Origin of the sequence: Pseudoalteromonas sp. BSi20480 (assembly GCF_000241365.1) — a bacterium.
In the GTDB taxonomy this organism is placed as follows: Bacteria; Pseudomonadota; Gammaproteobacteria; order Enterobacterales; family Alteromonadaceae; genus Pseudoalteromonas; species Pseudoalteromonas marina.
This window is the reverse complement of sequence record NZ_BADX01000158.1, coordinates 1-6,508: the sequence shown is the minus strand read 5'-3', so window position 1 is coordinate 6,508 and position 6,508 is coordinate 1. Positions and strand designations below refer to the sequence as shown.

The 6,508-nt window shown below is 39.9% G+C and carries 7 protein-coding genes and 1 pseudogene; all 8 read left to right on the top strand.

The genetic code is table 11. The features are described from left to right. Positions 1–83 precede the first annotated feature (83 nt). Entirely contained in the window at positions 84–941 is an 858-nt protein-coding gene (locus P20480_RS02810; RefSeq protein WP_033025823.1) for an HvfB family MNIO-type RiPP peptide maturase, read from the top strand. 36 nt (positions 942–977) lie between these two features. Beyond that, on the top strand, positions 978–1,730 hold the full coding sequence (locus P20480_RS02815; RefSeq protein WP_006792392.1) for an HvfC family RiPP maturation protein: 753 nt from the start codon (positions 978–980) through the stop codon (positions 1,728–1,730). A 71-nt stretch (positions 1,731–1,801) separates the two neighbouring features. Further along, positions 1,802–1,924 carry a hypothetical protein gene (locus P20480_RS20030; RefSeq protein WP_008132255.1) on the top strand — a complete coding sequence of 41 codons (123 nt, stop codon included), beginning with the start codon at positions 1,802–1,804 and terminating at the stop codon, positions 1,922–1,924. Between the two features lie 169 nt (positions 1,925–2,093). Beyond that, positions 2,094–2,639: an adenine phosphoribosyltransferase gene (apt, locus tag P20480_RS02820; protein WP_006792394.1), complete on the top strand. Its 546-nt coding sequence runs from the start codon at positions 2,094–2,096 to the stop codon at positions 2,637–2,639. A gap of 3 nt (positions 2,640–2,642) precedes the next feature. Then, positions 2,643–5,138, top strand: a complete 2,496-nt coding sequence (gene dnaX, locus P20480_RS02825; protein ID WP_008132252.1) for a DNA polymerase III subunit gamma/tau — start codon at positions 2,643–2,645, stop codon at positions 5,136–5,138. 59 nt (positions 5,139–5,197) lie between these two features. Further along, a complete protein-coding gene (locus P20480_RS02830) occupies positions 5,198–5,524 on the top strand; it encodes a YbaB/EbfC family nucleoid-associated protein (RefSeq protein WP_006792396.1) in 327 nt (108 codons plus the stop codon). A 6-nt stretch (positions 5,525–5,530) separates the two neighbouring features. Then, complete coding sequence (gene recR / locus P20480_RS02835) at positions 5,531–6,139, top strand: recombination mediator RecR (RefSeq protein WP_008132248.1); 609 nt, start codon at positions 5,531–5,533, stop codon at positions 6,137–6,139. Positions 6,140–6,312: 173 nt separating this feature from the next. Then, a pseudogene (locus P20480_RS18720) lies at positions 6,313–6,508 on the top strand (MFS transporter); the annotation flags it as partial.

Genomic DNA, 6,508 nt, shown 5'->3' with positions numbered 1-6,508 from the left:
AATGTGGTGGCCGTTAATTTCTTAATTTAATTAAGTTATGCTAAAGGGCCACGGGCCCTTTTTTGTTAATAGTAGAGGCAGTTATGACACAAATGCACAGTTCGGGATTTGGAATGGTTGGCTTAGGTTTGCGCCGTGAAATGCTAGATGAGTTATTAGAACACGTTCCAAAGCAAATTGATTTTTTAGAAGTTGCGCCTGAAAATTGGTTAAAACTGGGCGGCCGATTTAAAAAGCAGTTTAAAACATTAACCGATGCTAATAATTTTGTATGTCATGGTTTGTCTTTATCAATAGGTTCGCCAGAGCCGCTTGATATTGAATTTATTAAATCGCTAAAAGTCTTTTTTGATCAGCACAACATTAAAATGTTTAGTGAGCATTTGAGTTATTGCTCTGGTCAAGGCCATATGTATGATTTAATGCCCATCCCTTTTACCGAAGAGGCAATAGCGCACGTTGTCCCCCGAATTAAGCAAGTTCAAGATATTCTTGAACGACCTGTTGCGATGGAAAATGTATCTTACTACGGTGCGCCAGGCCAAGAGTTATCTGAACTTGAATTTACTACTGAAATTTTAGAGCAAGCAGATTGTAAATTGTTGCTTGATGTAAATAATATTTATGTTAATTCGATAAACCATGGTTATGACGCAAATACTTTCTTAGCCGGCTTACCTACAAAGCGTATCGCCTATGGGCATGTTGCGGGACATTATAATGAGGCTAATGATTTGATAGTCGATACTCATGGCGCCGATGTTATTGATCCAGTTTGGGAGTTACTTGATAAAGCTTATAAGGTACATGGCGTATTTCCAACGCTTCTTGAGCGAGATTTTAATATTCCAGAGATAAATGTACTCACTAAAGAGCTTGATATTATTATTCAGTTGCAACAAAAGTATCTAAATCCTGAGCTTTCAAAACAACGAGCTTGAAGTTAACGCGAATCAGACAGTAATGAGTATCCAGCTATGAGTTTTATAGATGTTCAAAATGAATTTATGGCGCACATACGTGAACCAAAAAAAAATAAAAAGCCAACTGATATTGAAGATAGACGCATGGCTATATATCGCGACTTATTCTTTAATAACATAGAGGGATTCATTTCTTCTGGTTATCCAGTGTTAAAAACGCTTTATAGTGACAAACAATGGAACAAATTGATTAGGCAGTTTTTTAGTGAATATAATTGTCAATCACCATACTTTTTAGATATAGCAGGGGAGTTTATTAATTACTTGTCCAGTAGTTATAAAATGAAAAACTATGATCCTGCTTTTATGTTAGAGCTTGCGCATTATGAATGGGTAGAGCTTGACGTTTCAATAGCAAACGAAGACCCCAATGAGAGAAAACTACAACAAACAGCGTTAACTAAAAGTCCATTATTTCTATCAAGCGTAGCGAGAAATTTGAGTTACCAATATCCAGTGCAAACTATAAGTGACCAAGTCCGGCCAAAAGAACCATCGACTGTACCTAACTATTTTGTTGTTTATAGAGATGAAGAAGATGAAGTACAGTTTTTAGCAACTAATGCAATGACGGCTTTATTACTCTCTATCATTGAAAGCGTTGAGGGCATTACATTTGATAACCTCTGCCAACAGGTGATTATGCAGGCTCCTCAGTTTAACGAAGAGCAAATAACACAAGGGGCGCTTGTGACACTCAATGCGCTGATTGAACGCGGTGTAATCGTGACAAAAAATCAAGATTAAGGCCTTTATTGATGTTTTTACATCGTCTATCATGGCAGCCTTATTTATCGTGCTTAATAAAAGGTTGTACCATGTCAGATGATAAAGATTTTAAAGATCCGTTTAACGCTACTTATTTTATTGCTTTTCTAGCGGTATTTGCAGGTATTGGTTGTTTAAATGCAATTTTAGGTTGGATCACTAGCTTAACCTAAAACGTATTTATAGTTTAAGGCTGTTGTCAGCATCAGCCTTAATGCTTTGCTTTTCTATCCTCTATAACTGTTCAATATTTTCGTTAAAGTCACAGCAAACTCGCAATTAAAGTTCACTTAAGGTTATAATCACCTGCTTTGTAATATCAACCATTGAGCAGTAAAACTTATGACTCAAGTAACACCAGCAATTATTAAAAACAGCATTGCAACAATTGCTGATTATCCTAAAGCGGGCATTATGTTTCGCGATGTAACTACATTAATGGCCAACCCTGAAGCGTTCAAGGCTACTATTGATGCATTTATAACCGAATATAAAGACCAAGGTTTTACAAAAATTATTGGCACAGAATCACGTGGCTTTATTTTTGGTGCACCTTTATCTTATGCTTTAGGTATTCCTTTTATTCCAGTGCGTAAGCCTGGCAAATTACCGCGCGAAGTTATTCGCCAAGATTACCTACTAGAATACGGTGAAGACACGCTAGAACTTCATGTTGATGCAATTGTACCCGGTGACAAAGTGTTGTTAGTTGATGATTTACTTGCAACAGGCGGTACAATTGAAGCCACGGCTAAGCTTGTAAATAAACTTGGTGGGGAAGCAACTGATGCAGCATTTGTTGTATCACTGCCTGAATTAGGTGGCGAACAACGCATAGAAAAAATGGGTATCAAAATCTTAAAGTTGGTTGAATTCGAAGGCGAATAATCGATGAGTTATCAGGTTCTAGCGAGAAAATGGCGTCCACAAACCTTTCATGAATTGGTTGGGCAGTCTCATGTTAAACAAGCGCTTGTTAATGCGCTTACACAAAATAGACTGCATCACGCGTATTTATTCACTGGAACCCGAGGAGTTGGTAAAACAACTATTGCGCGTATTTTTGCAAAAAGCTTAAATTGCGACGAAGGTATTTCGGCATCTCCTTGTGGGCAATGTAGCAGCTGTACAGATATTGAAGCAGGGCGCTACATTGACTTGCTAGAAATTGATGCTGCCTCTCGTACTAAAGTAGAAGATACGCGTGAAATACTTGATAACGTTCAATACGCACCTACGCGCGGGCGTTACAAAGTATACCTAATAGATGAAGTCCACATGCTTTCAAAGCATAGTTTTAATGCGCTTTTAAAAACGCTTGAAGAACCGCCAGAGCATGTGAAATTTTTACTCGCAACCACCGATCCCCAAAAGTTACCCGTTACTATTTTATCGCGATGTTTACAGTTTAATTTAAACGCCTTATCGCAAAGTGAAATTAAAACACAGCTTCAACACGTTTTGACGCAAGAACAACTGCGCTTTGATAACGATGCACTTAGCGTTATTGCAAAAGCTGCAGATGGCAGTATGCGCGATGCGCTTAGCTTAACCGATCAAGCTATAGCACAAACGAATGGTGATATTAATAATCAAGCGGTTCAAGCTATGCTTGGTTTAATGGATACACACTACAGCCAAAGTTTATTAGCAGCATTACTAAGTCAAGATGGCGCTGCGCTCATGAGCGAAATAGCAAATGTAGCGAGCAAAAACCCAAATTATATAGCGTTACTTGATGATTTAATTTCATTAACGCACTTAACCCAGCTTGCCCAATTAGTGCCTCAAGCCGCTGGGCTTGATGAGACCAATGCTGATTATATAAAGCACGTTGCAGAGCACACAAGTGCACAGCAAGTGCAGGTTTATTACCAGTTACTTTTAAACGGTAAAAAAGATTTACAATGGGCCCCTGAGCCACGTTTAGGGTTCGAAATGATTTTGCTGAGGTTACTTGCATTTCAGCCTGCAGGAAACGAAAATCAGCAGAACGAGATAAGCACACCTCAATTGCCGGCACGTAACACTGAAAGCCGAGCCAATGCACTGCGCGATATTTTAAGTAAAAATAAGCCTGAAAGTACTAATAACGCTGCTAATCATAGCGACACAAACATTGTACAGCAACCAGCTGAAAAATCGATTATAAGTGCAGAACAGCATGAGCAAGTAACCCCCACGGCTACTGACACGCCTGTTGATTCTGCTCACGTAGAGCATTTACAGGTTGAAAACGAAGAGGCTCAAACTGAAACGAGCCAAAATACACCTGCGAAGCAAATAAGTGATGAGCAAGCACAGCGTAACAGCGAAAATGAAGCGTACATGCAGCACAATGATGTAGAGCAAACATTAGCTGCACAATTCGATGATGTAATGAGTAGCGCGCTAGATCAAGGCTTTAATCCTCAAGCTCAAAGTACATCGCAACAGGCTGAATCTCCAAGCGCTCCAGTCTCTTTGGATGCACCTTCACTGCATGATAAAGAGTCTCAGGCACAATCGGCCATTGCACGCATCTTACGTGACAGAAATATATCAGGTTCAGGCAGGTTATCGGGTAATAATATAGCTCAGCCACCAGTGTCTGAAAAACCTGAAACTGCTAATAATGAGCAAAATAACAGGCTGGTTGGTTCGCCAATTGCAGAGCAAAGTGAAGCCACTAATAAAGATATACACACTCATTCTGAAAACGCAGAACACCCGCTCGCGGCTTCTGTGCAATCTACTAACCCACCGCCGTGGGATGACTACAATACAGGCGAGCATGAAAAAAAGTCTGAGCTCCCTGATAGCGGGAGCCAAGCAAAACGCCCCAGTGTAGTCGCTACAAAAGCACAAAAAGTTGATTTTAAAGCTAAGCATCAAACAATCACTGAAAATTTAGCGCCTGAGTTACTAGAACAAATTAATCCTCAAAGTGTGCCTGCTCCAGCTCCACAAGAGGAAAGTATTCCGGTTCCAGATGATTTTCAAAGCCCAATAAGTGAAATAAAGTTTGCTCATCAGCAAGACGAGTGGGCTTATTTGATAAAACGTATGGGGCTGGGTGGACGAATGCGCCAATTTGCGCTGCATTCAATTTTTACGAAGCAGGGAAGTAACTTACATATAGATGTTGATGAATCGCAAAAACACCTAGATACGCCAATGCTTCGTCAAAAACTTGATGCCGCATTATCGAGTATTTACGATCACAATGTGTCGCTGAGTATAAAATTTGCTCAAGGGGTTATCGATTCGCCTTATTTAATTCAACAAAAAATAGATGCAGGGCGCCATCAGCAAGCAATAGATGTGATCACAAGTGACGAAAACATAGTACAATTTCAACAGTTATTTAGCGCCGAAATTGACGAAAACAGTATTCAGGCATTGTAATTACATACAATCGCCCTTATCTTCATGACAATTAAAGATTAAAAGAAAGAGAGAAAATTATGTTTAAAGGTGGAATGGGTAACATGATGAAGCAAGCGCAGCAAATGCAAGAGCGCATGCAAAAAGCCCAAGACGAAATTGCAACAATGGAAGTTGTTGGTGAAGCGGGTGCAGGCTTAGTTAAAGTAACCATGCTTGGTAACCACAATGTTCGTCGCGTAGAGCTTGATGAAAGCCTTATGGAAGACGACAAAGACATGATTGAAGACTTACTTGCAGCGGCATGTAACGATGCTGTGCGCCGTGTAGCTGAAGAAACGCAAGAACGAATGAGCAAAGTAACTGGCGGTATGCAATTACCACCAGGTATGAAAATGCCGTTTTAACAAACAATGCAACTTTCAGATAGTTTAAATCAGCTTATTGAAGCATTGCGGTGCCAACCGGGTATTGGCCCAAAGTCTGCACAGCGTATTGCATTCCATTTGCTTGAACGTGATCGCAAAGGTGGTACACAACTAGGTAGCGCGCTTACTAAGGCAATGACAGCAATAGGTCATTGCCAAACGTGCCGAACTTTTTGTGAGCAACCTCAGTGTGACATTTGCTTGAGCACAAAACGCCAAGACAGCGGTACGTTATGTGTTGTTGAGTCGCCTACTGATGTACTTGCCATTGAGCAAACGGGTCAGTATTTAGGTTTATATTTTGTCCTTATGGGGCATTTATCACCCATTGATGGTATTGGCCCTAAAGAAATAGGCTTAGATGTTTTAGAGCAAAAACTTTCTCAAGGCGGGATTAACGAAGTAATACTAGCAACTAATCCTAGTGTTGAGGGTGAGACGACTGCGCATTATATTGCCCAGCTTTGCCACAAAAATAATGTGGGCGCCTCGCGAATAGCGCACGGTATTCCGGTTGGAGGCGAACTTGATTTAGTTGATGGTAGAACCCTAATGCATGCATTTAGTGGTCGCCGCGTGGTTACACAAGAATAGTTCATTAAAGCGACTGTTTGAAAAGATATGTAAAAGCCTACGTAATTAATTTATGTAGGCTTTTTTGTTTTTAAGGTAAGCTAGCTAAAAATAGTATGCAGTTAATTTGACGGCTAAGTAATCAAAGCCCTTTTTGAGATAGGTATATTTAGAGTTAAAACGTAAGGATCACAATGAAAACGCATTCAACAAATCAAAGCGGCTTACTTAATAGTAAGCGATTTTTACCTTTGTTTATTACCCAGTTTTTTTCTGCCGTTAACGATAATGTCTATAAGCAGTCGGTGCTTATTTTACTGGTTTTTCAAGCTGCAACATTGGCCGATGGTGCGCTCTATTCAAACATAGCAGCAGGCTTATTTATTTTAC